The sequence below is a fragment of the Butyricimonas sp. Marseille-P2440 genome (assembly GCF_900091675.1).
GTDB lineage: Bacteria > Bacteroidota > Bacteroidia > Bacteroidales > Marinifilaceae > Butyricimonas > Butyricimonas synergistica.
Map to the genome: position 1 here is coordinate 94939 of NZ_LT594607.1, position 26693 is coordinate 121631.

General features: G+C 42.2%; 23 protein-coding genes and 2 pseudogenes. 14 read left to right on the plus strand and 11 right to left on the minus strand.

The window, feature by feature from the left end:
• Nucleotides 1–102: 102 nt before the first annotated feature.
• A complete protein-coding gene (locus tag BN8899_RS01890; RefSeq protein WP_065218102.1) occupies nt 103–813 on the minus strand; it encodes a response regulator transcription factor in 711 nt (236 codons plus the stop codon).
• The gene (locus tag BN8899_RS01895) at nt 798–2156 is read right to left on the minus strand and encodes a sensor histidine kinase (protein WP_082986867.1); all 1359 of its coding nucleotides are present in this window, start codon (nt 2154–2156) and stop codon (nt 798–800) included. Before BN8899_RS01895 ends, BN8899_RS01890 begins: the two co-directional genes overlap by 16 nt.
• A gap of 329 nt (nt 2157–2485) precedes the next feature.
• On the opposite strand from BN8899_RS01895, the gene BN8899_RS01900 reads away from it, so the two are divergent.
• Together BN8899_RS01900 and BN8899_RS01905 are read left to right on the plus strand one after the other, a co-directional pair.
• Nucleotides 2486–3214 carry a hypothetical protein gene (locus BN8899_RS01900; protein WP_065218104.1) on the plus strand — a complete coding sequence of 243 codons (729 nt, stop codon included), beginning with the start codon at nt 2486–2488 and terminating at the stop codon, nt 3212–3214.
• A 246-nt stretch (nt 3215–3460) separates the two neighbouring features.
• Entirely contained in the window at nt 3461–4201 is a 741-nt protein-coding gene (locus BN8899_RS01905) for a hypothetical protein (protein ID WP_065218105.1), read from the plus strand.
• Nucleotides 4202–4310: 109 nt separating this feature from the next.
• Here the strand turns inward: BN8899_RS01905 and BN8899_RS21330 are convergent.
• Nucleotides 4311–4764 (minus strand): annotated as a pseudogene (locus BN8899_RS21330) (transposase).
• Nucleotides 4670–5428 (minus strand): transposase, encoded by a 759-nt coding sequence (locus tag BN8899_RS01910; RefSeq protein WP_231932239.1) that lies wholly within the window; start codon nt 5426–5428, stop codon nt 4670–4672. The pseudogene BN8899_RS21330 and the gene BN8899_RS01910 overlap by 95 nt, the downstream one beginning before the upstream one ends.
• Before the next feature lie 76 nt (nt 5429–5504).
• Between BN8899_RS01910 and BN8899_RS20310 the strand changes: the two are divergent.
• Nucleotides 5505–5717 (plus strand): annotated as a pseudogene (locus BN8899_RS20310) (transposase); the annotation flags it as partial.
• A gap of 117 nt (nt 5718–5834) precedes the next feature.
• Here BN8899_RS20310 and BN8899_RS01915 read toward each other — a convergent pair.
• Nucleotides 5835–6956 (minus strand): Kelch repeat-containing protein, encoded by a 1122-nt coding sequence (locus BN8899_RS01915; protein WP_018338583.1) that lies wholly within the window; start codon nt 6954–6956, stop codon nt 5835–5837.
• A 234-nt stretch (nt 6957–7190) separates the two neighbouring features.
• On the opposite strand from BN8899_RS01915, the gene BN8899_RS01920 reads away from it, so the two are divergent.
• The 8 genes from BN8899_RS01920 (at nt 7191) to BN8899_RS01955 (ending at nt 18711) form a co-directional block, all read left to right on the plus strand.
• Complete coding sequence (locus BN8899_RS01920) at nt 7191–8567, plus strand: DUF4270 family protein (RefSeq protein WP_018338582.1); 1377 nt, start codon at nt 7191–7193, stop codon at nt 8565–8567.
• Nucleotides 8568–8597: 30 nt separating this feature from the next.
• Nucleotides 8598–9857 (plus strand): hypothetical protein, encoded by a 1260-nt coding sequence (locus BN8899_RS01925; RefSeq protein WP_051082732.1) that lies wholly within the window; start codon nt 8598–8600, stop codon nt 9855–9857.
• A gap of 37 nt (nt 9858–9894) precedes the next feature.
• A complete protein-coding gene (locus BN8899_RS01930) occupies nt 9895–10980 on the plus strand; it encodes a TlpA disulfide reductase family protein (RefSeq protein ID WP_065218106.1) in 1086 nt (361 codons plus the stop codon).
• 90 nt (nt 10981–11070) lie between these two features.
• A complete protein-coding gene (locus BN8899_RS01935) occupies nt 11071–14046 on the plus strand; it encodes a glycoside hydrolase family 3 N-terminal domain-containing protein (RefSeq protein WP_065218107.1) in 2976 nt (991 codons plus the stop codon).
• 287 nt (nt 14047–14333) lie between these two features.
• On the plus strand, nt 14334–15026 hold the full coding sequence (locus tag BN8899_RS01940) for a succinate dehydrogenase cytochrome b subunit (RefSeq protein WP_018338578.1): 693 nt from the start codon (nt 14334–14336) through the stop codon (nt 15024–15026).
• An 81-nt stretch (nt 15027–15107) separates the two neighbouring features.
• Nucleotides 15108–17048 (plus strand): fumarate reductase/succinate dehydrogenase flavoprotein subunit, encoded by a 1941-nt coding sequence (locus tag BN8899_RS01945; protein ID WP_065218108.1) that lies wholly within the window; start codon nt 15108–15110, stop codon nt 17046–17048.
• Nucleotides 17049–17067: 19 nt separating this feature from the next.
• On the plus strand, nt 17068–17829 hold the full coding sequence (locus BN8899_RS01950; protein WP_065218109.1) for a succinate dehydrogenase/fumarate reductase iron-sulfur subunit: 762 nt from the start codon (nt 17068–17070) through the stop codon (nt 17827–17829).
• Between the two features lie 102 nt (nt 17830–17931).
• Complete coding sequence (locus BN8899_RS01955; protein ID WP_065218110.1) at nt 17932–18711, plus strand: alpha/beta fold hydrolase; 780 nt, start codon at nt 17932–17934, stop codon at nt 18709–18711.
• Nucleotides 18712–18888: 177 nt separating this feature from the next.
• Here the strand turns inward: BN8899_RS01955 and BN8899_RS01960 are convergent, their stop codons facing one another.
• Nucleotides 18889–19941, minus strand: coding sequence for a hypothetical protein (locus BN8899_RS01960; RefSeq protein WP_065218111.1), 1053 nt, complete (start codon nt 19939–19941; stop codon nt 18889–18891).
• A gap of 127 nt (nt 19942–20068) precedes the next feature.
• On the opposite strand from BN8899_RS01960, the gene BN8899_RS01965 reads away from it, so the two are divergent.
• Together BN8899_RS01965 and tpx are read left to right on the plus strand one after the other, a co-directional pair.
• On the plus strand, nt 20069–21040 hold the full coding sequence (locus BN8899_RS01965; RefSeq protein WP_018338571.1) for a type I phosphomannose isomerase catalytic subunit: 972 nt from the start codon (nt 20069–20071) through the stop codon (nt 21038–21040).
• Nucleotides 21041–21073: 33 nt separating this feature from the next.
• Nucleotides 21074–21610 carry a thiol peroxidase gene (gene tpx / locus BN8899_RS01970; RefSeq protein ID WP_018338570.1) on the plus strand — a complete coding sequence of 179 codons (537 nt, stop codon included), beginning with the start codon at nt 21074–21076 and terminating at the stop codon, nt 21608–21610.
• 33 nt (nt 21611–21643) lie between these two features.
• Here the strand turns inward: tpx and kdsA are convergent, their stop codons facing one another.
• The 3 genes from kdsA to BN8899_RS01985 form a co-directional block, all read right to left on the minus strand.
• Complete coding sequence (gene kdsA, locus BN8899_RS01975) at nt 21644–22438, minus strand: 3-deoxy-8-phosphooctulonate synthase (protein WP_065218312.1); 795 nt, start codon at nt 22436–22438, stop codon at nt 21644–21646.
• A 17-nt stretch (nt 22439–22455) separates the two neighbouring features.
• A complete protein-coding gene (locus BN8899_RS01980) occupies nt 22456–23733 on the minus strand; it encodes a replication-associated recombination protein A (protein ID WP_018338568.1) in 1278 nt (425 codons plus the stop codon).
• A gap of 113 nt (nt 23734–23846) precedes the next feature.
• Nucleotides 23847–24146: a DUF3276 family protein gene (locus BN8899_RS01985; RefSeq protein WP_018338567.1), complete on the minus strand. Its 300-nt coding sequence runs from the start codon at nt 24144–24146 to the stop codon at nt 23847–23849.
• Nucleotides 24147–24383: 237 nt separating this feature from the next.
• On the opposite strand from BN8899_RS01985, the gene BN8899_RS01990 reads away from it, so the two are divergent.
• Nucleotides 24384–24602, plus strand: a complete 219-nt coding sequence (locus BN8899_RS01990) for a hypothetical protein (RefSeq protein ID WP_018338566.1) — start codon at nt 24384–24386, stop codon at nt 24600–24602.
• Nucleotides 24603–24703: 101 nt separating this feature from the next.
• On the opposite strand, the gene BN8899_RS01995 is transcribed toward BN8899_RS01990, so the two are convergent.
• Both BN8899_RS01995 and BN8899_RS02000 read right to left on the minus strand, forming a co-directional pair.
• On the minus strand, nt 24704–25900 hold the full coding sequence (locus tag BN8899_RS01995) for an OmpA family protein (RefSeq protein ID WP_018338565.1): 1197 nt from the start codon (nt 25898–25900) through the stop codon (nt 24704–24706).
• Between the two features lie 33 nt (nt 25901–25933).
• On the minus strand, nt 25934–26677 hold the full coding sequence (locus tag BN8899_RS02000) for a YjbH domain-containing protein (RefSeq protein WP_065218313.1): 744 nt from the start codon (nt 26675–26677) through the stop codon (nt 25934–25936).
• Nucleotides 26678–26693 lie beyond the last annotated feature (16 nt).

The window sequence follows — 26693 nt, forward strand, 5'->3', positions numbered from 1 at the left end:
GGTACAAGTGTATGCTAAGTAGCCTGTAAGCATCATGAGGTAGTAATACTATGGGATGACCCGGGAATATCTATGAAATTCGGTAGTCAACACAAAATCCAATCAATTACGCTCAGGAAATTTACAGGAAGTCAAAACATATCCCTCCCCATAATCATTCTTTATCAACAAAGACGTATCGGCTCCCAAAAGATCACGCAAATGCTTTATCGTTTTTCTTAATGCATTCTCTTTATTCTGTTCTTGAACATTTCCCCACAAACCTCGTATCAAGTATTCATCCCCGGCAATCTCATGCATTTTGACACAGAGTAATTGAAGTAGTCGGGCATCCATCGACTTCAAAAAGATTTTCTTCCCGTTTATTGTTAAAAGCCCAGCAATAGCATTATATTTTGTCGCTTCGGACAGAAAATAAATATGAGGGTCTTTTTCATCTCGTGTAATACGATGATAAATATTTCTCAATTTTAACAACAATAAATCCTTATCTCCATTTTTATGAATACAATCATCCGCCCCTAATTTTATCGCTTCCAATTCTTTGGCAACATCCATGTGAGCACTGTAAAAAATGATCGGAATCCGTTTGTTCGTTTCACGCACCAAACGAACCAGTTCCAACCCGTCTTTCCCCGGCATTTCCAGATCAAGCAGCAACAAATCGGGAGGACAGTAACGGAAAACATTCCATGCTTGTGCCCCGTCGCCAGCTATCCGCACATTAAATTCTTGTTCTTCCAAAAACATTTTTATCATTTCTGCGGTATATTGATCGTCTTCCGCATACAGAACGTCTATTTTTTTCTCCATTGTTTACGAGGTAAAATAATACAAAACTCCGCCCCCACGTTCAATTCACTATTCACCGTGATCTTCCCCCCATGCGCTTTCACCGCAGAATACACAAAAGGAAGACCAATCCCGAAACCCGTTCGCGTATTATCGTTTCGCACCATCGGGTCTCGGTAATAAATCTCGAATATATGTTTCAATCCACTGGGTGAAATCCCCATACCGTTATCTTTCACTCGGATCATAATCTTATTCTGCCATTCTTGACAAACAATATCTATTTTTACCTTCTTCCCTGAATATTTTATCGCATTCCCTATCAGGTTTTCAAAAACGACAGGCAAATAAACCGGATCGACAGTAATTACCGGATCTTCCAATTCAAAATGGATATTTATATTGACCTTTTTACCTGAAGGAATTTCCACAAAATTCAACGTGGCTAACCTGTCGAACATTTCTTTCAGATTCACTTCCCGAGGACGAATTCCAATTTTATGGAAAATATTCGATAGGGTCAACAAACGGGTAATCGCCCTATTCATATCATTTTGTTTTACTCTTATTCCTTCAAGCATAAGTAAGTGCCTTTCTTCCATCATCTCCCCATATTTCGTGTAAATCATATCACGAGCACCAATCATGTACCCTAACGGGGAACGTAAATTATGTACCACCGTGTTCAAAAAAAGATGTTGCCCTTGCACTCGTTCTTTCTCTCCACTTATCGTGAACATCAAAATCATGATACAGGATACAATTAGGAACAAGAAGACGAACAAAATGATAAAAGAATTTTTCGAACGTTTCCAGAAATGCTGAATCGGAAACATAAATTCCGTTTCGAGCACGTGTTTCCCAAAAAATCCCAATTTGACAGGTTCTCCCCGCACGCTCAACCAAGAGGAAATATGCCCTTTCTCCCAACTGTCTATTTCATTTCCGGTACTATCCAACAAACGAAAGACCACAGGAAAAACTTCTTCATTCATCTTCATTCTCCGTCGAAGAGAGGCATACAAATTTTCCAAAGTCCAAATTGTCGAATCCCGAGTATCATACATCGCCCTATATTCCGCATCGACCAAATCCTCTTCGTCATCGATTACCACTCCCGTGACCTTCCCTTCTTTCGAAATCAACAATCGGGAAGCCGAACGATCGACTGAAATAACACAGGATTTCTGTGCTGCAAGAGAATTCTGCTCATGTATAACACGAGGAAGCCATTTATTCACCTTAGAAATAAACCTCTCGTTCCTTAAAGAATACAAGTCCATAATCGACATGATTTGCCAAACAAACACGCCCAATATGGCAACTCCTGTAATTATCCAACTTATTCTTAGACGTTTATTCATATTTACTCGAATTACTTATAACATATTTATCATATCAAACAAATAAAATTGGACAAAAAAAGGAACAACTTTGCCACAATTCAGCCTTTGACACGACGCCTCTTAACTATACTTTTACAAAAGTAATAAATGCTAATTCATATGAAAATAGAAAGATAAAAAAGTTCCTATTTCCGGAACTTTATGCTAATAATATTTCACTAAAAAAAGGAGGTACAACAAAAAAGAGAGAAACTGAACCCTTGAAAGACAATTCCCACAATCTTCACGTAACAATGTGTTTACGCTTCTACATGGGAAAAAAATCAATAATTTTAATAACAACAACGATGAAAATAATTACAATTTTATTACCTCTATTTATTGGTATTATACTCGGATGCCAAAACTCAGATTTAGAAGTAGCGACAACAGAGAGTTTTACGAGTAACGAACAAATAACTCCGTTGAGAGGAACTTTCGACTTCACGTACAAAGGAGTAACTTATTCCTCTCCTTACTACATGGAAAATGATACCTTAATGATTTTGGAAAACGAACAAGTTGCAAACCTTTATGAACAACTTCTAGAATTACCAGAACTAGCAACTTACGTAACACCTAATGGAGATATTGAATATTTTGATTTTTATAATGATCTATTGAATGAACATCCGATAAAAACAACAGATATAAGCCCTTATGCTGACTTCCACATTGCTTTAACGATATATGAGCATGCTCATTATAATTTAGAAAAAAGTGGTCGCAGTCACTACTTCAACTTTTTCGTTGGTATGGATTTTAGAGACCTACGTGCCTTCAATATGAATGATATGATATCCTCTGTTCGGGTATACGGGCCTCAGCATGCTTCACATGCAAACGGAATGACATTCTTTCGAGACAAAGACTTTGGTGGTCAATCAATAACTTTTTCTACTCATTCTGGAATATATGATAATGAATTCCCTCTCGAAGAAACTTACTATTTTCTTAAAGTAGAAAATTTCCGTAATTATAATATTAAGAAAGGTATGAGTTGGAACGATCGTATTTCATCATTCAAAGTATTCTAGCATATAGAATACCACGCTAAACAAAAAAAAATACAAATCATTGATTATTAGATAGAGCAAATCAATTTTAGGGGTGAAAAAAGACAATTTTCAGGAGATACAATCAACCATGTTTCACTAAAGAAAGGAGGTATAACAAAAAAGAAACAAATCGACCCCTTGAAAGACAATCCCTGTAATCTTCACATAGCAATAGGTTTATGCTTCTACACAGGGAAAATAATCAACTACAAAATAGCAAAGACTATGAAAAAAATTACAATTTTATTCGCTTCATTTATTAGCGTTATGTTTGGATGCCAAAACTCGGATTTAGAATTAGCTTCAACAGTGAACCTAACAGGTAATGAACAACTTATCCCGTTAAGAGAAACTTTCGACTTCACGTACAAAGGAGAGACTTATTCTTCCCTTTACCACATAGAAAACGACACCTTAATGATCTTAGAAGACAAAAAAGTTGCAACCCTTTATAATCAACTTCTAGAATTGCCAGAATTGGCTACTTATGTGACCCCAAAAGGCGATATTGAGTATTTTGACTCTTATGGTGATCTACAGGCAAAGAAGCCCGCAAGAACCAATAATAAAGCCTTAAATTTACCACCCAATTATAGCATAATAACATTATATGAACATGCCCATTACAACTTAGATCAAGCTGGTCTTTATGCCGAATATAGATTCACACACGAACTTCTCGTTTTTAGCATCGGAGAGTATGGCATAGACGAGAAGGTATCATCCGCACGCGTACATTCTGACGGTCCCGGGTTTCCATGCTGTAGCCGTGTTACATTTTTCCGAAATATAAATTTTGGGGCACAATCAATAACTTTTGACTTTCATGACGGAATATATGATGACGAATTTTCTACAGGGCTTGATATCTTTTACAATTTAAAAGTAAATAATTTCAAAAAATACAAAGTAAAAAGTGGCATTAACTGGAATGACCGAATTTCATCTTTTAAAATACTAATGTAATGGCTCAATGAAGGTGTGTCGCAATGCACGATGCACCTTCTTTGTTCATCATCGGCTATACCAATCAATTACCATTCTTCAAGCTGCGATCTTTTGAAGATTTCTTTGATTAAATGTGTTCCAAACATCTAAAAAAAGCGGCTGCAAGGTCATAAAACAATTTAATCAGCCAGTCTCTACCTTCTTTTCTCATTTTTGCACACATCTTTTTTATATTAAAGGCAATGACCAAGAAGGAGAAGTCCATAAAGACCTTGTCCTTTCCAAAATGGCGGAAACGTTTGTTGTTCATATTATATTTGCCCGAACACGACTTCCGGTTCTATACATCTTTGGGCTCTGTGTTTCAGTCCTTCTTCGAAACATAGTAACTCTTTTGCTTTCTGCCTGTATTTCCTGAGCCTGTGATTCAGTTCTATTATTCTGTTCACTTTGGCTTTAACACACAGGCATCTCAACGGATACCCTTCACGTCTGACGGCCCTGTCCCTGGCATTTTCGCTTACATATCCGGATGCAGTTTTCACATGCCTGGTTCCTGCACTCTGCATCTTTTGTCCCATGGGCAGATGCAATAGTCATGTCTTCATTGTAATAGAAGTTTTCAGCCTTGAACGGCCCCAGTTTGAATCTCGGTCGCTGTTCCATGTGGAAGTAGTTATATTTGACGTGGGCTTCCATGTCGTTTTCAGACATGAAACAGTAATTTTCCTCGGAACCATAACTGGAATCGGCAACCACGGTATGGGACAGCCTGCCGTATCTGTCCGAAAAGGATTGCAGAAAAGGTATCATGGAAAGTGTATCCATGGAGTTAGGGAAAAGAGCGAAGTCAGTAATGAATTGGTTCTCGGTTCCAATCTGAAGGTTGTAACCGGGTTCTGTCTGCCCATTGCGCATAGCATTCTCCTTCATTCTCGTAAAAGTGGCATCCTTGTCTGTCTTAGAATAGGAACTGCGCTCTTGCAGAGTGTCCAGATAACCGTTATGTTCCTGCAGTTTATCTCTGTGTTCTTCCAGTTCCTTCAGCTGTTTACGTTTCTTTTTCAGTGCGGTCTTTTCCTCTTTCGTGGAAGGAGCGGGAGCCTGTGCAAGTGCATCTCGTAATTCGCCTGCCATTTCTGTCAGCATAACCGGAATGAATTCAACCTCATCATTGTTTTCTAGTGATTTCTCTTGGGCGATGACATCATCTATCTGACCAAACAGGACATGTATTTTCTTCATCACCAGGTGAAAAGATGTCGCTTACACAAAGCTAGCACCGTGGTACAAGAAAGTCGAGGAAACAAAGTTCAAGGCTTTCGCCACCGTGACCAGAACTATCGAGAATCACTATCAAACCATTTTGAATTATTTCAACAATAGGAGCACCAATGCTGCTGCGGAATCGTTTAATGCCAAGGTGAAAGAGTTTAGAAGGGTATTCAAGGGAATTAGAGATATTAAATTTTCTTGTTTCAACAGTACAAAATTTACGCCTAATATAAAAAACAAACACAGATTTGCCAATTGATCCCTTGCAATCTCTCAAGAGGGTAGAAATAAATAAACGAGAATCAAATAATTCTCGTTTATTTATTTCTACCCTAAAAAAAGAACATATATCTATAAATTCTTACAATTACTTATTTTAATAATCGTAGTCATTTGCACGATCTTCTTTCACATCAGGTATAAATCTCCAAGATGTATTAGAGAAGTATGAAGATGCATTACTTGAAACAGCTCCGGTCGGATCAATAGAAGTACCACCTGTAGTGTAATAACCGTAGCCATCAACAACAAAACCTACAGCCCCAGTAATTGAACCTCCCGCTATATTTTCCATTTGGTGCCATTGGTCTTTCTTGTGATTATATTTCCATACAGTCTGAAGATTGGGACCTTGACTACCCGTTGCGATATAAGCATAACTCTCGCCATCCTTACCTCTATTAGAAATAAAACTAATAGCATACCCCCTCGGAATTCTCCCATAATCCTTGTCTTGCTTTACCTTTGGTTTGTCCGCCAGAGCTTGCATAGCCTCCCATGTTACATTCCCGTTAGCATCAACCGTACATTTGGTTACGTCTGTTCTAGGAGAACCACCACTCAACCCCAAGCACACATAAGCAGCACCATCAATAACAAATGCAGTGGCACCATATCTCTGACCACCTAAAAAGCCTAAATCACCTGACCATGTTTCAGTCTTAGGATCAAAACGATAAAAATCCTTAAACATTTCTGCGTTGTCTGCACGACCTGTTCCAACGAAACCGTATCCACCTAACGAGAATGCCACGGCATCTCTACGTTCTGTCCCCGGAAAATCTGGCAATTTTTTCCAAGTATTCGTTTCCGCATCATAACGCCAAAAATCTTTCAAATATTCTTTTTGCCTACCAACACCATTCGGCGCAATGTACCCTAACCCGATGTAAGCATATGTTTTACCATCAACTTCTGCAGTAAAAGCTATAGCCCCGTGACGTCCTTTTGCATCCGGCATATCCTTAAATGTATCCTCGACATCATACCAAGTCATAGCTTTCGTGTCGAAGCGTTTGAAATCAGTATATTCGGAGAGGTCAACCCCAAATCCTAACCCAACGTAAACATTATCCCCTATCGTGAATGACACAGCTTGATTTCTCATTTTCCCACTAAACTCTGGAGCTTTTGCCCAGTCACCCAAATGATCATCATCATCACAAGCGACAAAAGCAAATCCTAAAACAGCTAGTACTAATAAACTAAATTTTCTCATACGTTCTTCAACTTGATTTATTTTATATTTTATCCGTTAAACGTCCTGCTTCAAACGTTCTTTTTTTCAATAGGCAAAACTACATATTTTATCCTTAAATCCAACAAAAAAAAAGAGAAATGTACTGTCTTCTCTTTTTTTAACCTCCTGTTAGATAAAATACAATTCTAAATGTCGATTTTTTGGAAAATAATTATACCTTCGCACCTTGTTATTAAACCAAAATCAAGAAACATGAGAATATTCTTTATTGCGAGTTTTCTGTTACTATTATATGCGTGTGACAATAATCTTTCCACTATCGGGGATGATTTAATTTCCAACGAAAATTTCATAGAAGTCAAGCGTTTCGTGATGGAAGAAACATCAACCATAAGATTGGATTCGTTTCCGACATCCAATGTATCCAGTTCTTCGGTATCCCCTCTCGTCATGGGAAAGATCACGGATAATCTTACCGGTTCGATAGCGACTATTCCCTACTTTCAAGTGGCACCTCAAGGCTTTGTATCTTCTATCACGTGGGAAAATAATTGCGAATTTGATTCTCTAACCTTAACAATCCCTTATCTGAAAACATTGGCGGGGGACTCAACAGCGTTCCAAACGTTCGAGTTATACAGAACCAAAGATAAGAAGTATATACAATTCGATCCTTACAATCCCATTCTTTGTAATATCGATTCATTGCAACTGGGGGAGAAACTCGCAACACTGACGCTCTATCCGCAAAAAGATAACATCGCTCAAGCCTATTTCAAACTGAATTATGACTTTGGGAAAACTTTGTTCGACCTTATGCGCTCGAGAGACCCTATACTAGAACAAATAAATTATCCTCAATTCATGGAAGACTTTGGAGCTTTAGCGATCGTTCCTGGTAAAGACAACTCGCTTTTGATGAATATTGATCCTTCCAATCTCAAATTAAAATTTCATTACCACATCGGAGCGGTCGAAGGCGAAGATATGACTACTTATACCTGGCCTTGCGCTAGTGGACAAAACACGAACACTCTCGTAAATAATACGTACGCTTTCACGCATATAAATTATGATCCCACAACGAAATTCGAGGATATCACCTTCAAGGAATCGAAGCCTTTTGATGATCTCAAAATGGCAGTTATTGAAGGGTTGAACGGGTTCATGACAAAAATAAAAGTTCCTTTTGTCGCTGACGCCGCCGCTTATCAAACGATCATGAAGGCTGAAATCGAACTCCGCGTAAATACAGATTTGCAGGAGAACAATATTCCTGAACCCAAAAATTTAGGTGTCTATATTATAACCAAAGACAATTATATCAAGGGACTTTTAACCGATATGTCCGGACAAAATGTTATATATGGTACACTTTCACAAAACTCAGTTGACCCCAACTCGAAATCATATATCATCGACATTACGGATTACTATGTCAATTTAGTGGAAGGTGGCAACCCGATAGTACCGGAAATCTACTTATTAGTCGGTTTACCGGGAAGCTATTACGGTTTATCCGATGCCCCCTCGTACCAGATATTCACAGGAAATGTAGCCAACACGCTGCAACGAGTAATACTGAAAGAAGAACCGATATTAAGTATTTATTATAGCCACTACAAGTAAAAAAGAACTGAGGTTTCAAATATAAAATTTATGAGAAAGATATTAGCAAGTATTACCCTATTATTAATGACTACTTACGTGTTCGGGCAAAATAGTTCCGGAACCCCTTATTCTAAAGAGGGCTTCGGATTATTACCAGACACCTATGGAGCATATATTGGAATGGGTGGAGTTTCTGCCGCTATGCGGGATAATTATAACATCAATTTCATGAATCCTGCATCTTACACGGCATTGGATTCCGTACGCTTTTATTTCCAAACGGGAATTACCGGGGAATACGTTGATATTTCATCCCATAAAACACATGCAAATTACAAAGTTGCTCAAAACGGAGCGGTTAGTATGGCTTTTCGGGCATACAAAAAATTATTCATGTCTTTCGGTATTCTGCAACGGTCTAACCGAGGATTCGACGTGTATTATACAGACGTGGTCAGAGGAGACCTCAGCCAATTTTGCACGCAACAAGTGGAAGGAAGTGGCGGTCTTAATGAAGCCTATCTGGGAGCGGGATATCAGTTGGGTAAATTATCCGTGGGGGCAAACGTGTCCTATCTATTCGGGAAAGTGGATGATCGCTTAACTATGATGTTACTTCCCATGACAAGCGGTTATTATTTGAAAACTCAAACGATCACTCAAATGAGCGCAGCATTGTTTACTTTGGGTGCACAATTACCTTTAAATATCGGTAAAAAGTCAAATCTTACGCTAGGAACGAGTTTCAACTTTGGGACACCCCTGCATGCAAGAAGAACATTCCAAGCCTACAAAACAAGTGTAGCATCCGGCAATTCCATTCTTCTAAACGATGAAGCCACTGAAAACGGAACGATCTTTTATCCTTTTAGGATCACGACCGGAGCGTCATTTCAATATGATAAAAGATGGTTGTTTGCCGGAGATTATACTTTCCAAAATATGTCACAGTACGAGGAATTCGGGACGAATAAAGAATACCAGAACTATCATAAAGTAGCAATAGGCAGTTTCTATCAACCTAATGCCGTAGGGCGTTACTGGTGGCAAAGAAACCAATATATGGCTGGAGCCTATTTTACCCGTTCCCATCTGGAATTTAACTTAACAGACATCAATACTTACGGGATAACCATCGGATCACAGATTCCAGTTCGCTTACCTTATCAAGAGTTGATGCTGGGAATTGCCGTAGACCTCGGAATGAGAGGTACGCACAAGAACAACCAGATTATGGAAAAGTACGTAAAACTAAGAATAAACATTGCCTTTAAGGAATTGTGGTTCATGAAAGCCAAGATTAATTAATGGCATATTAAATATCTATTTAAGAAAACTAAAACACATGAAAAAGATTTTATTATCAATCGTTGCTGCTAGTATGACTCTTGCAGCATGTAACGCACAAAGCGGTTTCAAAGTTACCGGGAATGTTCAGGGGATACAGGTACCCAAAGCAGCTCTTGTGACTTTTGTAGATAACAAAGTGGATACTTTAGCTAAATCAGACATCGCTAACGGTGCTTTCGAGTTTGCTGGTAAAGTAGACGGAGTTACCGCTGCTTATATCATTTTCCCCGGACAACAAGGCGGTATCCCTGTTATGGTTGAAAACACCAATATCACGATAAATGCTGACCAAACCGGATTGAAGATTGAAGGCGGGGAAGCTCAAAAACTATATAATCAATTCTCTGCTATTAACCAAGGCATCATGCAAGAGCAAATGAGATTGCAAGGCGAATTCCAAGCAGCAAACCAAGCTCAAGACCAAGCTAAAATGCAAGCTATTCAAGAAGAATTTGGTAAAATTGTTGAAGCAGCTCAAGCAAAAGAATTGGAATTGCTCAAAGCTAACGCAGACACTTATGTTGCCGCTTTCGTAATCGCATCTGCCATGGGTCAAATGGAATTAGACGACTTAAAAGCAAGATTCGCCCTTCTCGGTGAAAACGCTAAAGCTAGTACTCACGGTAAATCTATCGCTGCACAAATTGCAAAACTAGAACAAACTGCAGTAGGACAAATTGCCCCGAATTTCACGGTTACGACTCCGGAAGGAGAAGCAATCTCTTTGTATGATATCAAAGGTAAAGTGAAATTAGTTGATTTCTGGGCATCATGGTGTGGTCCTTGCCGTGGCGAGAATCCGAATGTCGTGGCTCTCTATAATGAATACCACCCGAAAGGATTGGAAATCTTCGGTGTTTCTTTGGATAACAACAAAGAGAAATGGGTTGAAGCTATCGAAAAAGATGGTTTGATCTGGAAACATGGTTCTGACTTAAAAGGTTGGCAAGCTGAACCGGCTAAATTATTTAGCATCACCAGCATTCCTGCAACCTTATTGTTGGACGAAAACAACAAGATCATCGCTAAAAACTTAAGAGGCGAAGAATTGAAGCAAAAAGTTGCTGAATTGTTGAAATAATCTAATTTCGATTAGTATAGAGAAGTGCGGCAAACAAGATTGTTTACCGCACTTTTCCATACTAATCGAGTTAATCTAAAATCTAAATTAATGTACCGTCTCATTCTGTTTTTCGCTATATTTTGCTTGCTTTCCTGCCCGATGACAGGGCGTGCTCAATCGCAATGGGTCGATTCCACCTTGAATACCATGAGTTTGGAAGAGAAGATCGGGCAATTAATTATGGTTGCTGCATACAGCAACAAGGATAGCTTGTATGAAAAACAATTAGGTGAAACATTAGAAAAATACCATATCGGTGGTATCATCTTTTTTCAAGGGAGTCCCGAAAAACAAGCCCTAATGACGAATGATTACCAGCAACAGGCTATCATTCCACTGATGATCGGTATGGATGCTGAAAGCGGCGTGGGGTGGCGTATAAAACCAGCCATGGAGTTTCCGAACCAAACTTTGTTAGGAGCAATTCGTGACACGAACCTGATATACCGCATCGGGCAAGCCATCGGACGGCAATGCCACACCATGGGAATACACGTGAATTTCGCTCCCGTTGCCGACATCAATGTCAATCCTAAAAACCCGGTCATCGGAATCCGGTCGTTCGGGGAGAAAAAAGACGAAGTAGGAAACCGTTCTTTACAATACACCCGAGGACTGGAATCCCAACAAATCATGGCGGTAGCGAAACATTTTCCCGGTCACGGGGATACCGACACCGACTCACATTTTGCCCTTCCCCTTATCAGACACTCGGTAGCCCGTATCGACACTGTGGAACTATATCCTTTCCGGCAATTGATAGCTGCCGGCATTCCCGGCATGATGGTCGCTCATCTAAACGTTCCCTCGTATGACTCGACCAATATACCTGCTTCCTTGTCCCGGCATATCGTAACTGATTTGTTACGGGGAAAAATGCATTTCGACGGGCTATGTTTCACGGATGCCATGAACATGAAAGGGGTTACAAAAGGGAACTCTCCCGGCGAGGCTGACGTGAAGGCTCTCGTGGCGGGAAATGACATATTGCTTTTCCCGGAAAACGTGGAAGCCACGGTCAAGAAAGTCAAAGCAGCTATCCACAAAGGTATTCTCACGGAAGAAGAAATAGACGAGAAATGTCGCCGGGTTCTTGCCGCGAAAGAAAAATACGTACTCCCTAACACGGGAGCAATTGACACGGTCATGCTAACTTCCCGTTTGAACACCCCGGCAGACCAAGCTCTGTTGCAAGAAACCTACGCGGAAGCTATTACACTTATTCAAAATAAAGATTTACTGCTTCCTCTCACCAATCTGGATACTCTGCGTATTGCTTCCCTCAATTTTGGGGATCGGAAAGCCAAAGCTTTTGAAGGGATGTTGGAGAAATACGCACCTTGTGCCCATTTCTCCATTCAGGCAGGGGCAAACAAGGACGCCATTGAAGAACTACTGAAAGATCTATCCGATTACAATTGCGTGATCGTGTACAATAGTGCCGCCCGCAACACCATATCCCGGCAGTTCGGTTCCTCGCAGGTATTATCCGGCATTTTGAAACAACTCAAGGGGAAACGAGTTATATTCTGTCACCCGGCTACCCCCTACGGTCTAGATATTTACAGTTACCTTCCACTGGACGCTATTCTATTAAGTTATTCTCATGATACTCCGGCACAGGAATTCGCGGCACAAGCCATCTTCGGTGGTATTCATGTAAACGGGAAGTTACCCGTGAGCATTAATTACTATTTTCCCGTCGGAACCGGGTTATCTACTCCTAAAGTACGCCTGGGATACCATAAACCCGAGAGTAGCGGGATGCAATCCGAAATATTATATCGCATCGACAGCGTGTGCCAGGAAGCCATTCGAGCGAAAGCAACCCCCGGTTGCCAGGTACTGGTGGCAAAAGACGGCTATGTGGTTTACAACAAAGCTTTCGGTTTCAATACCTACGACAAAAAAAAAGCAAACACGACAGATAATATATACGACATCGCTTCCATCACGAAGATTGCGGCAACTTTGCCGGCTGTCATGATGCTTTACGACCAGCAAGTGATAGCTTTGGATACTCCTATATCCCGTTACTCGTACGCAATTTCGCAATCCAACAAGAAAGACCTGACTATTCGGGAATTGCTTCTTCACAACGCCGGTCTAAAGGCTTCTTTTTCATTTTTCAGCCATGCCATCGACTGGGAAAAAATGCAAGGCAGGTTGTTTACGAGCAAATACACGAAAACGAACACGAAGAAACTACGGGAGCGATTGTATGTCAATCCGAGTTTCAAATACCGTGATAGCACGTTCAGTTTCAAAGGCGGAAAAGACTATCTACTGGTTTCACCCCATTTTTATATACACCGTCATTTTCAGGATTCTATCCATACTTTACTGCTGAACACGGATTTGTTGCCACAAAAAAAATACACGTATAGCGATCTCGGATTCGTCCTTCTAAAAGATATCGTGGAGGAACAAACCATCACCCCTTTCGACGTGTACAACCGGGATCATTTTCTAAAAAGATTGGGAGCCTACAATTCCGGTTTTAATGCCCATCTGCACCTCGACATGGACCGGGTTATCCCGTCGAGCGACGACAACGTGTTCCGAAAGTCCGTGTTGAAAGGCTACGTGCACGACCCGATAGCAGCTCTCATGGGTGGCGTATCGGGCAATGCCGGACTGTTCTCGACGGCAGAAGACCTGGCTAAAATCATGAGCGTGTACCTCAACCACGGCCAATACGGCGGGGAACAAATAATAGATTCCGCTACCATCGACCTTTTCACCTGTACCCAATTACCGCCCGAGCAAAACCGCCGGGGCTTGGGGTTCGACAAGCCGGAAACTCTCCCCGATAAAACAGGACCTACTTGTGAAGGAACACCCTGCACGAGTTACGGTCACACGGGGTTCACCGGAGCTATTGCCTGGAACGACCCGGAAAACCAACTCATATATATCTTTCTTTCCAACAGAACGTATCCTAACGAGTTTAATGACAAACTTATGAAGGATAATATCCGTACAAAAATTCAAGAAATCATTTACGAGGCAATCGTGAAATAAGTCTGTAAAGTCCATAAGGTTCGTAAGGTCCATAAAGTCCGTTGATCCCTGCGGGGCGCTTTGTTTGCAGCAGCACAGGCTACCGTTAAACCATGTCCGAAGGACGCCCGTAACTTTATAGACTTTATGGACCTTATAGACCTTATGGACTCGCTTTCATTAGAGAAAAAATTCTTTATATTTAGAATGATTTTAAAATAGCAAGAAGCGTTTAACATGACGGAAAAAAAGATACTTTTGTGCACGAATAAAGAATATAAATAGTTATCAATAAATAGATCTACATTATGAGCAATTTCTTAACATCGTCGATTGGGAAAAAGATGCTCCTGAGTATTTCAGGTCTTTTTCTTATTGCGTTTTTGTGCGTCCACTTGGCACTAAATCTACTACTGATTGTGGATAATAGTGGGGACTTATTCAACATTGGGGCCCATTTCATGGCTACGAATCCCATCATCAAGATCGTGGAACCGATTCTTGCCATCGGATTCATTTTCCATATCGTGCTGGCCTCGATCCTGACTCTTCAAAACAGAAGTGCACGCCCTATCAAGTATGACCGCCGCAACCAAGCAGGCAACTGCACCTGGTCATCCAGAAACATGTACATTCTCGGGGGGCTGGTACTGATCTTTTTGGCTATCCACTTGTGGAACTTCTGGTGGAACATCAAATTCCCGTCATTAGGGACACCACTAGCTGAAACCACAGTAGACGGGGTCGCTATGGAAAACACTTATGCATTAGTTTCCGGTTTGTTCAAATCAAGCGTTATCTATTGCTTACTTTACATCTTGGGCGGCATTTTCCTGGGACTTCACTTGACTCACGGTTTCTGGTCAGCATTCCAATCCATCGGTTTCAGTAACCAGATTTGGAGAAAAAGATTAGAATGTGTTGCTAAAATCTTCGCTTTCATCATCGCGGCAGGATTCAGTATCATTCCACTTTATTTCATGCTTGGACTGGCGAACTAATTTACGATTTACGATTGATGATTTACGACTCGTAAATCAAATCTAAAATCAAAAATCTAAAATCAAAAAATTATTAAGGTTATGACAGAATTAAATGCTAAAATACCAGCAGGACCGTTAGCCGAGAAGTGGTCGAATCACAAAGCACATATCGGAGTTGTTAGTCCCGCTAATAAAAGGAAATTAGATGTTATCATCGTGGGAACCGGGCTCGCCGGAGGATCTGCTGCAGCCAGCCTTGCTGAATTAGGATATAACGTGACAACGTTCTGCTATCAGGATTCTCCCCGTCGTGCTCACTCTATTGCCGCACAGGGAGGTATCAACGCTGCCAAGAACTACACGAATGACAACGACTCAGTATATAGATTATTTTACGAAACTATTAAAGGTGGTGACTACCGTGCACGGGAAGCTAACGTTTACCGTCTTGCCGAAGTAAGTAACGCCATCATCGACCAGTGTGTCGCTCAAGGTGTACCTTTCGCCCGCGATTACGGCGGTCTTTTGGACAACCGTTCTTTCGGTGGAGCTTTGGTAAGCCGTACGTTCTATGCCCGCGGTCAGACCGGACAACAATTGTTGTTAGGTTGCTACGGTGCCATGAACCGTCAAATCGAGAAAGGAAAAATCAAATCATATACCCGTCACGAGGTGCTTGACATCGTTATCGTGGACGGAAAAGCAAGAGGTGTTATCGCCCGTGACCTTGTTACCGGAAAAATCGAACGTTTCGGGGCTCACGCCGTGGTATTGGCAACCGGTGGATACGGTAACGTGTTCTTCCTGTCAACCAACGCCATGGGATGTAACGGTAGTGCCGCATGGCAAGCATACAAACGCGGAGCCATGTTCGGTAATCCTTGCTTCGTGCAAATTCACCCGACTTGTATCCCGGTTCACGGAGATCAACAAAGTAAGTTGACTTTGATGTCCGAGTCATTACGTAATGACGGACGTGTTTGGGTTCCGAAGAAAATCGAGGATGCCAAGAAGTTGCAAGCCGGTACTTTGAACCCGAACGACATCCCGGACGAAGATCGTGACTTCTACTTGGAACGTCGTTACCCGGCATTCGGAAACCTTGTTCCGCGTGACGTAGCTTCCCGCGCCGCTAAAGAAAGATGTGACGCCGGATTCGGGGTAAACAACACGGGTAAAGCCGTATTCCTGGATTTCAAATACGCGATCGAACGTTTAGGAAGACACGCAATTGAAGAACGTTACGGGAACTTGTTCCAGATGTACGAGAAGATCACGGCTGTTGACCCGTATAACAACCCGATGATGATTTACCCGGCTATCCACTACTCCATGGGAGGTCTTTGGGTAGACTACAACCTGATGACCACGATTCCCGGATTGTACGCCATCGGAGAATGTAACTTCTCTGACCACGGGGCTAACCGTCTGGGAGCTTCCGCATTGATGCAGGGATTGGCTGACGGATATTTCATCCTGCCGTACACGATCGGAGATTATCTCGCTCATGACATTCAAACCCCGAAAATCAAAACCAATACGCCGGAGTTCGACGCTGCTGAAAAGAACGTTACCGACCATCTGCGTAGATTGTATGACATCAAGGGTACGAAATCACCGGATCACTTCCACAAAGAGTTGGGACACATCATGTGGGATTATATCGGAATGGCTCGTGATGCTGAGGGCTTGAAGAAAGCAATCAAAATGATCGCCGAGTTGAAAGAAGAATTTTACAAGAATTTGCGCGTAACCGGAGAGTTTACCGCCATGAATAACGAGCTTGAGAAAGCCGGACGTGTGGCAGACTTTATCGATATCGCACACCTGATGGCATTGGATGCACTCAATCGTAACGAATCCTGCGGAGGTCATTTCCGTCTGGAATCCGTCACCGAAGAAGGTGAAGCAAAACGTGATGACGAGCACTTCCAGTACGTTTCCGTTTGGGAATACAAGGGAGATAACAAGGAACCCGAAATGTACAAAGAACCGCTCGTGTTCGAGAACATTCAGGTAGCTCAACGTTCTTATAAATAATCTTAAATGAAAAATCGTTATGGCAGATAAAATATTAAAAGAACTAACCCTAAAGATCTGGCGTCAAAAAGACGCAAAGTCGAAAGGCGGTTTTGAAACCTACAAGATTCATAATATTTCAACCGGTAGTTCATTCCTCGAAATGTTGGACATTCTGAATGAACAACTGGTAAGCGAGAACAAAGAACCGGTGGCATTCGACCACGATTGCCGCGAAGGTATTTGCGGTACATGTAGTTTGTTTATCGACGGACGTGCACACGGACCGGACGATGACGTGACTACTTGCCAATTACATATGCGTCGTTTCAACGATGGTGCAACCATCACGATCGAGCCATGGCGTTGCGGGGCTTTCCCGGTAATCAAAGACTTGATCGTTGACCGCGGAGCTTACGAGAAAATTCTGCAAGCCGGTGGATACGTGTCCGTAAACACGGGTGGCGTACCTGACGGTAACGCAATTCCAATCGCCAAGCCGGCAGCCGACGAGGCTATGGACGCTGCTGCTTGTATCGGTTGCGGGGCTTGTGCCGCTACTTGTAAGAACTCTTCAGCCATGCTGTTCGTGGCTGCAAAAGTTTCCCAATTGGCTCTTCTTCCGCAAGGAAAGATCGAGGCAGCCCGTCGTGCAAAAGCAATGGTTGCCAAAATGGACGAACTGGGATTCGGTAACTGCACCAACACGGGAGCCTGCGAATCAGAGTGTCCGAAGAGCATCTCTATCGAGCACATCGCCCGCTTGAACAGAGAATTCTTGAAAGCTAAATTGAAAGACTAATTCTACTTAGTTCTATATGGAAAGACCGCCTCTCCGGGCGGTCTTTTTTGTATTATTCATTCCCTCTTTGTAAATTTGCAGAAATAAACAGCGTCAACCACCATGAAATTATTTTTTCGCACAACCGGAGAAGGAACTCCTTTATTGATTCTACATGGATTATGGGGAGCCTCTGAAAACTGGCTTCCCATAGCCCATTCGTTAGAAGACCGTTTTCAAGTTATCTTACCGGATATTCGGAATCACGGGCAGTCCCCTCATGCCGACGAGATGAATTACGAGGTCATGAGCGACGACATTATCGAACTAATTGAGGATTTACGCCTCCCCATTCTGCCACATATCGTGGGACATTCCATGGGAGGCAAGATCGTGATGGCATTATTGCTCAAAAGACCGGACATCGTGAACAAAGCAATCATCGTGGACATTGCTCCCGTAGCCTATTCGCAACGGGACGGAGGAAGCCACAACAAGATCATTGATTTTATGGCAAATTTCGATTTTACCCGCTTTACCACACGGGAAGAAGTGCGAGAAGCCATACAACAACATTTCAAGACGGAGCGTTCGCAACAACTATTCTTGAAAAACATCAAGAAAACCCCTTCCGGCTTTGAATGGAAAATCAACCACCGGGTACTCAGTCAACATTTTAACGAGATCAGCGGTTGCCCGGGGCAGCTGCCTCATGATAAGTACGAGAAAGAGATTCTATTTATCAAAGGCGAGCAATCCAACCTGATAGCAGGCATCGATTGCCTACAAGAACAATTCCCGGCAGCCCGTATAAAAGAAATCCCGGGATGCGGACATTGGATTCATAGCGAACAGCCTGAAAAATTGGCACAAGCGATACGGGATTTTTTTGCACACCAATGAAGCCCCCTTCTCAAGGAAAACAAGACGAAAAAAAGCAGAGAATAGGAAGAGAATAAGCTACAACTCCAGAGTAACATTTACATAACACCGGAATAACAGTTGACGAGTCAAGTGTTAATGAATTGTGATCACGACTATATAGCGAATACAAAGCCCATTCTCTTCCCGTGCACGACATTATTTTACATCCAAGCCACGAGTAACATACACGACTGCTTGAACTCTATTTTCAGCAATTGTACTGTTATATGCAACTCCCGGTTCCAACATGACTGCCGTCAAGCGCACTTGGTAATCTTTACTCATGTCTATATTTCCCAATCTATTAGGGACTTTACTATTCGTGGTTCCATCAAAAAGATATTCATCATCATAAGTAAACAGGTAACTTTCAAAATAAACATCTGACTCTTTGTTTTTTGCATACACTTCTATTTTATAGTATACATCTTCATCACTAAATTTTTTCCACGTACATTTCCATCGTTTACCAGATACACTCACAATATTACATCCAAAATCAATATCTGAAAGCCCTATCGGGACAAAATTCTGATCAGTGATTTGTTCATCAAACTTCACGTAATTTTTTGAACCTATCTGGCAGGAAAAACGTACTTTCTTCTCACCCAGAGAAGTTTCAATCTCTTTTTGCCAAACATCATTTTTAATCTGATTATCTAATTCCACTTGCCCGGACTTATCATCAGACAACAATGCAAAAACATATCCCGCTCGCAAACTAGTATTACCCGTTACACGGAATTTCAAATGTGTTTTAAGATCATCACCGTCAAAATAATTCACCCAAAATGCATCGCCAGTTAAATTTTGGAGGTAAGAGGGTTTGGATACATATTCTCTCTTTCCCCATCTATTCGTTACTATAAAATCACTGGAATTGCATTTAAGTACCGTCCATTTATCCGTGGTTCCATTCTTCCATTCCACAGCGAGCGTGTTCAGTCCCTCGTCACTCCAAACTCCGGCAACCGTATCGGCTTGTCCTCGTATATCAAGTCCCCTGATTTCGCCATTTTTATCAAAACGGTTTATATCCAATACATTTTCATCCGTGAACGAAAGACGATTACCACTCGTACCCCCGTTATAATACCAATCGACACCTGTCATCCGGTTCGTATCCAATTGAAATTCTTTGTCATCATCGCTACAACCACCCAAGAACATTCCTGCCACGATGATACTTAACATACCTAATTTCTTCATTTCATTCCGTTTTTATAACATTAGCGTAATTCTAACCACAAAATTACATCATAAATCACAAACCCCAACTACAAAATTTCTATCTTTGTTTTCTGTACAATAATTATGCCTAATAAAGAAATAAAACATGTTATACCCGTTAAAATTCCATCCTATTCTCAAAAAAAAGATATGGGGAGGAGAAAGATTAAGTTACAAGAGTGAACAACACGAGGAATCCATCGGTGAAAGCTGGGAAATTTCAGCAGTGCAAGATAACATATCAGTCGTTTCGAACGGAATTCTTGCCGACAACGATTTGCAGGAATTGATAGAGGTGTACATGGGCGATCTTGTCGGTGACAGCGTGTACGAGAAATTCGGTATAGAATTCCCGTTATTAATCAAGTACATCGACGCCAACGATAATCTCTCGATCCAAGTGCATCCAGACGACGAAACCGCCAAGGAACGCCATAACGCCTACGGGAAAACTGAAATGTGGTACATGGTAGATGCAGAGAAAGACGCCTCACTCGTCATGGGATTCAACAAGGAAACCGATAAGGCGGAATACCTGCAAGCCTTACGCTCCAACGAACTGATGAAACTATTAAACACGGAAAAAGTAAAGAAAGGGGATAGTTTCTTCATTCCTGCCGGGCTGGTTCACGCCATCAACAAGGGATGCTTTATCGCCGAGATACAACAAACTTCCGATATCACTTACCGGATATACGATTACGACCGGAAAGACGCCGACGGCAATTTAAGGGAATTGCATACCGACTTGGCAACGGACGTAATCGACTATCATTATCACCCCAAGCATAAAGTGGATTACACGCCACAAGACAATACATCCGTGCAGCTGGTGAAATGCCCTTATTTCACGACCAACCTGCTCGTTTTCGACCGGGATATAGAGAAAGAATACGTGCGATTAGACTCGTTCGTGATTTACATGTGCCTGCAAGGAAAATTCACGATCACCACCGGAGAATGTGAACCCGTGGTAGTGAATAAAGGCGAAACGGTGCTTGTTCCCGCTTGCTTTAAAAACCTCACGTTATACCCGGATGATGTAACACAATTACTGGAGATTTACGTAGAAGAATAAACTACAATTAAAAACAATCTCAAACAAAGAATTATGGTATTTACAAATTTTCTAATAAAAGTAATTCTCATCACCACGGTCACGTTAGGTGGTGCCAAAATAACATTGGACGGCACCTTCCCGAAAGTCGGTGATAAAGCTCCGGATTTCACTCTCGTGAACGGGGAATTGAAAGACATCTCGTTAAGCGATTTTAAAGGTAAACGAGTATTATTGAATATCTTTCCCAGCCTTGACACGAAGACCTGTGCCATGTCCGTGAGAGAATTTAACGAAAAGGCTGCCGACATGGAGAACACGGTCGTTCTGGCAATATCCAAAGACCTTCCGTTTGCCCAATCCCGGTTCTGCTCGACAGAGGGAATTAAAAATCTCACCAGCCTATCGGCATTCAGAAACGCTACTTTCGGGAAAGACTACGGGGTTGCCATAAAAGACAGTCCGATGGCAGGATTACTAGCCAGAGCTGTCATTATCATTGACGAGAACGGGAAAATTATTTACACCGAACTTGTACCCGAGCTCAAGCATGAACCAAATTACAAAGCGGCTTTAGCTGCCTTGAAATAAAAGAAAGGGGGATCGATTAAATCCCCTTTTCTTTTATAATGCCTTTCTGATTCTCACGAGTTTTTCCAACAACCCGTCAATTAAATCTAATCGTAACATATTTGCCCCGTCGGATTTGGCACAGCGAGGATTGGCATGAGTTTCAATGAAAATACCATCCGCCCCGACAGCAATACCAGCCTTGGCAATGCTCTCGATCAATTCCGGTTGTCCCCCGGTTACCCCGGAAGACTGGTTCGGTTGTTGCAGGGAATGGGTCACGTCCACCACCACGGGGCATTGACAAGCTTGTTGCATCACACGGATACCCCGGAAGTCCACCACTAAATCCTGATAACCGAACGTGGTTCCTCTTTCCGTAACCATCACGTTATTATTCTCGGATTCCCGAACCTTATCGACAGCAAACTTCATGGACTCGGGTGAAAGGAATTGACCTTTCTTGATGTTCACGATCTTTCCGGTCTTGGCGGCAGCGACTAACAAATCCGTCTGACGGCATAGGAACGCCGGGATCTGCAATACATCCACGTACTCGGCTGCCATTTCAGCATCCCGTTCGGTATGAATATCCGTTACCACGGGAATATGCAATTTCTCTCTCACTTTAGCCAGTATCTTCAACGCTTTCTCGTCCCCAATCCCCGTGAAGGAATCCAACCGAGAACGATTCGCCTTTTTAAACGACCCCTTGAACACGTATGGAATCCCCAATCTATCAGTAACTTTCTTCACGTGTTCCGCAATATTCAAAGCCATCTCCTCCCCCTCGATCACACAAGGTCCGGCTAACAAAAAAAACATCTCTTGATTTATCAACTTATCCATATTACAATTTTGCATTTTCAATTATTCCTGTATTTCTTCCACCACGCTTTCAAGCGTTCCAATATCTTTACTTCCTGTGCGTTCTGCTGTGGATGATAGAATTTCTTATTCTTCAACTCTTCCGGTAAATACGGTTGTTCCACGAAATTACCAGGATAGTCATGCGGGTACTTGTAATCCTGCCCGTAGTTCAAATCCTTCATCAATTTCGTTGGGGCATTGCGTAAATGCAAGGGCACGGGCGAATTACCCGTCTGTTTTACCGTAGCCATAGCAGCATCAATAGCTAAATATGCCGAATTACTTTTCGGGGAAGTGGCAAGATAAATGACACATTCGGACAGAGGGATACGAGCCTCCGGCATCCCGATCTTGTGCACGACCTCGAAGCAAGTATTCGCTATCAAGATAGCATTCGGGTTCGCCAATCCGATGTCCTCGGCGGCAGAAATAATCAGACGCCTGGCGATAAACTTCGGATCTTCCCCACCTAACAACATTCGAGCCATCCAGTAAACGGCAGCGTTCGGGTCACCACCCCGGACAGATTTAATCATCGCCGACACCATATCATAATGCTGTTCCCCATCCTTGTCATACATCAGCGGGTTCTCGTGCAATTCCCGGTGTACTGCTTCGTTATCGATAACAATATCTCCTTCTCCCAAGCCATTCACCACGAGTTCCAGGATATTCAACAATTTCCGGGCATCCCCGCCACTGTATGAGATCATTGCCTCTTTCTCCTTCACCGTGATATTCCGTTTGCTGAGATAATAATCCTTAGCCAAAGCACGATCAATCAAATCTTCCAGATCCTTTTTCTCCTGCGATTTCAGCACATACACTTGGCAACGGGAGAGCAAAGGCGATATAACCTCGAAAGAAGGATTCTCGGTAGTTGCACCAATAAGCGTCACAGTCCCTTTCTCTACAGCCGCCAACAACGAATCCTGCTGCGCTTTCGAGAAACGATGAATCTCGTCAATAAACAAGATCGGGTTCGGCGAATTGAAAAAACGCTGGCTTTCCGCTTTCTGAATTACTTCCCTAACATCTTTCACCCCGGAACTCACGGCACTCAGCACGTAAAACGGACGATTCAGTTGTTCGGCAATAATCATCGCCAAAGTGGTCTTCCCCACTCCCGGGGGGCCCCACAAGATAAAAGACGACACCACCCCGGAATCTATCATTTTCCGAAGCACCTTTCCCGGTCCTACCAAATGTTGCTGCCCGATATAGTCTTCTAAAGACTTGGGACGCATTCGTTCTGCTAAAGGCTTATTCTCCATTTCTCTCCTTATTCTATCCCCACAAAGATAGGAAAAGTTTAGAAGAAGTCTAAAGTTAAAAAATAAAAGCGGAACGTTATCACGTTCCGCTCCATATGCTAGTTGCAGTTTAGTTACAGATCAGAATTTTTCTCAGGAAGTTCGCCATTGATTGCAGCTTTTACCACTCCAATAGCCTCTTCTAAGCCCTCGACAAACTTGTCAAAGTCTTCTTTATACAAGAACACTTTGTGTTTCTCGTAGCTCGCATTCCCGTCATTGTCAAATTTTTTCTTGCTCTCGGTGATCGTCAAATAATAGTCATTATTGCGTGTCGCCTTCACATCAAAAAAATAAGTTCTTTTCCCTGCTTTCACTGCATTGGAATAGATTTCATCCCGATCCATTCCGTCATTTTGTTCGTATCCTTCCATTGTTATCTCGATTTTATTTGACTTTGCACCCCAAAGGTAGAAAAAACAAAGTAATAAATAGACTTTTTTAATCTTTTTTTTCCTCATGGCACTTTCCCCCACGACAATAAAGTACTTTTAGAACAATCTAAAATTATCCCCGTATACCCATTCATAAAAATAAAGACAAAACCGAACCAGACGCTTGGGGAGTCGAAGTAATAATCGTATTTTTGTTTAAACTAAACGAATAATATTATGCTAGGAACCTATTTTATTATCATACTGGTATTGGTCGGGATAGCTTTCATCGGCTTGGGAATAACAACATTCTTCAGTAAGAAGAAAAAATTCCCGGATACACATATAGGTAAAAACAAAGCTATGCGGGAAAGGGGCATCAGTTGTGCCGCCACTACCGACCGCAAGGAAAGAGAAAACTATAAACCCATCGAGGTTGGTAAACAAGAAAAATAAATAAAGGGGTTGGTACCCCCCCCTTTATTTATAGCCCACGAGCTTTAGTTTATTTGTATTATTGAATTCACGGACATTTTAAATCTCGCAGACCTTCAATATTATTTTTCTCCAAGAATCATAACTAAACGATTGTAGTTATTCACCTTGAAGGGTTGATCCTGGTCACCCAATCCAATGTAAGACAAACGGTCTGACGAAACCCCGAATTTCTTAACCAACAGATCGTAAACGCTCTTTGCGCGTCTTTCGCTAAGTTTCTGGTTAAAATACTTGCTTCCGGTCTGCTTGTCAGCATATCCCACAACCTTCATCTTTACACTCGGATTTGCAGCCATATAATTAGCAACGGCTTGCAGAACCACCATTTGTTCCGCTTTCACGGCACTCTTGTTGATCGTGAAACCAACGTATTGAGTGAAATCTTGTCTGGCAGCGGCAGCAATAGCTTCAGCTTTCTCAGCCTCGGTCAAGGCAAGTTCCTTTTGAGCCACTTGCTCGGCAACCCTGGCAGCCTCCAGCTGAGATTGCGTGTTTCGCAATTCTGATTCCAGAGCGTTGATCTTGTCGTTCAACTGTTGGCGAACACGCTCGGCTCCACTCTCGTAACGGGTAAACTTTTTGCCCCCGAAGGTGTAAGTCGCACCGATAGATAACGAAAGCAACCCGTCCTGATAGGAACGTCCGGCAATTTCTTCCGAACCCGTATATTTATTGGTATAGAAGAACGTCGGCAACAAATGCGTGCGAGCCTCCAGATCAATAGCCCAATATTTGTTGATATTGTACTTTCCACCCAACCCGAGCGAACCGTTTACAAGGACATCCACTTGCTTGTTGTGGAATTTACCGAAACTCAAGCCCGGACCTATAAAGAAATTCATATCCCATTTGTTCTCAGGGTCATATTGACGCCACAAGTTCGTCAAGTTCAACATGAAGTCCAGGTTCAAATTGATGTACTTACGCTCAAATTTATTGAACACGCCACCATTATTCAAACGGTTGACATCAGTGTACATCTTGGATTGCCATCCGGACACCTGTCCGCGAAGCCCCCAGTAGGGATCCATCCATTTACCCACGGACAGATTCACCAACGGTTCGATTACTTTCCCGAAACCGTGGTCAAAATTATCCTGCGTCAGGTAACCTTGCGCTCCCACACCAATACTGATAAAAATATTATCCTTAAATCTAGGAGACATATATTTTACATCCGTATCGATCGTCTGGGCACTTACCGAATAGGAAGCCCCCACAACGAGCGCAGAGAGTAATAAAGTCTTTATTTTCATTCTATTTTTATTTACAGTTTATCAAATTCCTCGTTATTTACCTTTTAAATAAATCTTGTATGCCAGCCCTCCCGAAAAATATTGCCCGTCCTGCAAAACAACTTGCATAAAAAGATGTTTGAAGAGCAGGTAGTTGGCACCAACAAAGAGACTTTTCGAATCATACTGTACGATCAGATTCAAGTTCGGAGCAAACGAGGGCTTATAACTAATTCCCCCGGAAAACCCATTCAGGCGATTGGAAGCCCGCCTGTTATACTGATATGCCAAATGTACCCCGATCTGTTCGGTCTTGCTGACGTTCACGTGTTTCGTTACCGCCAGGTAAAACTTGTTGAAGTACTGGTTATTGGACTCTTCTGTCATGAGCCCGCCCCCGTTACTTTGCGTATACAAGTCGTTTGACCCGAAAACCACTGCCGGACGGTATTTCCTTTCCGTCAGCGCCCGTAAACGAACAGAAAAAGCACGATCCTGGTTGACAAACCTTCCTTTCTTCTCCGGCACAAACTTATCGGTAGCCTTGAACAAGGTACACGTGTAAGCGACCTCGAGGAAAGGCAAGAACGTGATATTCAGGAAATAATTGTACGTGTTATACGGAAACCCGTTAGGAGTTATCCGGTCGTGTAAAAAATTACCACCGAGCATCACCATCTTGTCAGGCTGCATATCAGCAGACGGACTGTTCAACAATCCGGTCGTACCCAACGTTAATTGCGCCGAAAGCATGAAAGTGCTCAAGATAAATATACCAGTAAGTAATATCTTTTTCATATTCATATCCATGATA

Excerpts from the sequence above, each read along its gene's own strand:
- BN8899_RS01945 (WP_065218108.1), top strand. The coding sequence starts at position 15,108 with ATGACAGAATTAAATGCTAAAATACCAGCAGGACCGTTAGCCGAGAAG.
- tpx (WP_018338570.1), top strand. The coding sequence starts at position 21,074 with ATGGTATTTACAAATTTTCTAATAAAAGTAATTCTCATCACCACGGTC.
- BN8899_RS01980 (WP_018338568.1), bottom strand. The coding sequence starts at position 23,733 with ATGGAGAATAAGCCTTTAGCAGAACGAATGCGTCCCAAGTCTTTAGAA.
- BN8899_RS01935 (WP_065218107.1), top strand. The coding sequence starts at position 11,071 with ATGTACCGTCTCATTCTGTTTTTCGCTATATTTTGCTTGCTTTCCTGC.
- BN8899_RS01950 (WP_065218109.1), top strand. The coding sequence starts at position 17,068 with ATGGCAGATAAAATATTAAAAGAACTAACCCTAAAGATCTGGCGTCAA.
- BN8899_RS01985 (WP_018338567.1), bottom strand. The coding sequence starts at position 24,146 with ATGGAAGGATACGAACAAAATGACGGAATGGATCGGGATGAAATCTAT.
- BN8899_RS01895 (WP_082986867.1), bottom strand. The coding sequence starts at position 2,156 with ATGAATAAACGTCTAAGAATAAGTTGGATAATTACAGGAGTTGCCATA.
- BN8899_RS02000 (WP_065218313.1), bottom strand. The coding sequence starts at position 26,677 with ATGAAAAAGATATTACTTACTGGTATATTTATCTTGAGCACTTTCATG.
- BN8899_RS01990 (WP_018338566.1), top strand. The coding sequence starts at position 24,384 with ATGCTAGGAACCTATTTTATTATCATACTGGTATTGGTCGGGATAGCT.
- BN8899_RS01890 (WP_065218102.1), bottom strand. The coding sequence starts at position 813 with ATGGAGAAAAAAATAGACGTTCTGTATGCGGAAGACGATCAATATACC.
- BN8899_RS01920 (WP_018338582.1), top strand. The coding sequence starts at position 7,191 with ATGAGAATATTCTTTATTGCGAGTTTTCTGTTACTATTATATGCGTGT.
- BN8899_RS01930 (WP_065218106.1), top strand. The coding sequence starts at position 9,895 with ATGAAAAAGATTTTATTATCAATCGTTGCTGCTAGTATGACTCTTGCA.
- BN8899_RS01940 (WP_018338578.1), top strand. The coding sequence starts at position 14,334 with ATGAGCAATTTCTTAACATCGTCGATTGGGAAAAAGATGCTCCTGAGT.
- BN8899_RS01955 (WP_065218110.1), top strand. The coding sequence starts at position 17,932 with ATGAAATTATTTTTTCGCACAACCGGAGAAGGAACTCCTTTATTGATT.
- BN8899_RS01910 (WP_231932239.1), bottom strand. The coding sequence starts at position 5,428 with ATGAAGAAAATACATGTCCTGTTTGGTCAGATAGATGATGTCATCGCC.
- BN8899_RS01905 (WP_065218105.1), top strand. The coding sequence starts at position 3,461 with ATGAAAAAAATTACAATTTTATTCGCTTCATTTATTAGCGTTATGTTT.
- BN8899_RS01925 (WP_051082732.1), top strand. The coding sequence starts at position 8,598 with ATGAGAAAGATATTAGCAAGTATTACCCTATTATTAATGACTACTTAC.
- BN8899_RS01965 (WP_018338571.1), top strand. The coding sequence starts at position 20,069 with ATGTTATACCCGTTAAAATTCCATCCTATTCTCAAAAAAAAGATATGG.
- BN8899_RS01960 (WP_065218111.1), bottom strand. The coding sequence starts at position 19,941 with ATGAAGAAATTAGGTATGTTAAGTATCATCGTGGCAGGAATGTTCTTG.
- BN8899_RS01915 (WP_018338583.1), bottom strand. The coding sequence starts at position 6,956 with ATGAGAAAATTTAGTTTATTAGTACTAGCTGTTTTAGGATTTGCTTTT.
- BN8899_RS01995 (WP_018338565.1), bottom strand. The coding sequence starts at position 25,900 with ATGAAAATAAAGACTTTATTACTCTCTGCGCTCGTTGTGGGGGCTTCC.
- kdsA (WP_065218312.1), bottom strand. The coding sequence starts at position 22,438 with ATGGATAAGTTGATAAATCAAGAGATGTTTTTTTTGTTAGCCGGACCT.
- BN8899_RS01900 (WP_065218104.1), top strand. The coding sequence starts at position 2,486 with ATGAAAATAATTACAATTTTATTACCTCTATTTATTGGTATTATACTC.